Genomic DNA, 1664 nt, shown 5'->3' on the forward strand with positions numbered 1-1664 from the left:
ACCCGCCACCCTCGGCTACTCAGGCAGCCGCCGCGGCGGTGCGGTGCGCCTCGACGGCGACCCGGGTGTCCTCGGCGACCAGGTCGGCGTTGATCGCGGCACCGGCCTGCACGCCGGCGGCCGCCGCGGTGATCACCTGTGCCCGCAGGTCCGCCACGTTGCCCGCCACCCAGACCCCGGGCACGGCGGTGGCGCCGGTCGGGTCAGCCGGGATCTGCGCGCCCACCACGTGACCGCCCATCTCGACGTCCACCGGCTCCAGCCCGAGCGACCGCAGCACCCCCGAGCGAGCACTCATCCGGGTCGACACGACCAGCGCGTCCAGCGCGATCACCTGCCCGGAGGCGAGCCGCACCCCGGCCAGCGCGTCCCCGGTGACCTCCAGGCCGGCGACCGGCCCGTCGACGACGGTGATCCCGCGGGCGGCCAGCTGCGCGGCCTCCTCCCCCGCCGGCGCCGCGCCCCGGTGCACCAGCAGCGTCACCTGGGGGCTCCACTGCCGCCACAGCAGCGCCTGGTGCACGCACGGCCAGGGGGCCGGTGGCAAGCACACCGATGCGCCGGTCGCGGACCTCCCAGCCGTGGCAGTACGGGCAGTGCAGCACGTCGCGTCCCCACCGCTCGGCCAGTCCGGGCAGGTCGGGCAGCTCGTCGACGAGGCCGGTGGCCACCAGCAGCCGCCGGGCCCGCACGACCGGCCCGCCGTGCAGCGCCACTCGGAAGTTCGGCCCGTCCCGAGTCACGTCGGCGACGGACCCGCTCACGACCTCGCCCCCGTAACGGGTGACCTCGGCGCGGCCGGCCGCCAGCAGCTCCGCCGGCGGTACACCGTCCCGGCCCAGATAGTTGTGCATGTGCCCGGCCGGCGCGTTGCGCGGCTGCCCTCCGTCCACCACCAGCACCGACCGCCGCGCCCGCGCCAGGGTCAGCGCCCCGCTGAGCCCGGCGGCGCCGCCGCCGACCACCACCACGTCGTACCTGTCGTCCATGACGCCCTCCTTTCGGCCCCACGGTCCGCCCGACACCGGCCGTCCGGCAAGTAGTGTTGCCGGTATGGCAAACGACGAGGCGGCGGTGCTGGCCGCGGTGGGTCCCCGGCTGCGGGCCCTGCGCCAGCAGCGCGGCACGACCCTCGCCCAGCTCGCCGAGGCCACCGGCATCTCGGTGAGCACCCTGTCCCGGCTGGAGTCCGGTGGCCGCCGGCCCACCCTGGAGCTGCTGCTGCCCCTCGCCCGGGCCCACCAGGTGCCCCTCGATGAGCTCGTCGGCGCACCGCCGACCGGCGACCCGCGGGTGCATCCCCGCCCGATCGTCCGCCACGGGATGACGTTCCTGCCGCTGAACCGCCGCCCCGGCGGGGTGCAGGCGTTCAAGCAGATCCTCCCCCCGCACACCCCGCGCGAACCGCAGCAGCAGACCCACGAGGGCCACGAATGGCTCTACGTGCTGGCCGGACGGATCCGCCTGCTGCTGGGCCAACGTGACCTCATCCTGACTCCCGGGGAGGTCGCCGAGTTCGACACCCGCGTGCCGCACGCGGTGGCCAACCCGGACCCGCAGCCGGCGGAGATCCTCACCCTCTTCGGGCCGCAGGGCGAACGGCTGCACGTGCGCGCCCGCCCCGCCACCCGCTGACCCGCCTGTCTCTTATACACCTCTGACGC

1 protein-coding gene and 1 pseudogene are annotated in these 1664 nt (G+C 75.9%); one reads left to right on the top strand and one right to left on the bottom strand.

The features are described 5' to 3' along the window. Nucleotides 1–19: 19 nt before the first annotated feature. A pseudogene (locus DKL51_RS32230) lies at nucleotides 20–989 on the bottom strand (NAD(P)/FAD-dependent oxidoreductase). Between the two features lie 64 nt (nucleotides 990–1053). On the opposite strand from DKL51_RS32230, the gene DKL51_RS32235 reads away from it, so the two are divergent. Continuing rightward, nucleotides 1054–1635, top strand: a complete 582-nt coding sequence (locus DKL51_RS32235; protein ID WP_124813152.1) for a helix-turn-helix domain-containing protein — start codon at nucleotides 1054–1056, stop codon at nucleotides 1633–1635. The last annotated feature ends 29 nt before the right edge of the window (nucleotides 1636–1664 follow it).

The sequence above is a fragment of the Micromonospora globispora genome (genome assembly GCF_003857015.1).
GTDB lineage: Bacteria > Actinomycetota > Actinomycetes > Mycobacteriales > Micromonosporaceae > Micromonospora > Micromonospora globispora.

Coding starts and splice junctions, on each gene's coding strand:
- DKL51_RS32235 (WP_124813152.1), top strand. CDS start 1,054: ATGGCAAACGACGAGGCGGCGGTGCTGGCCGCGGTGGGTCCCCGGCTG.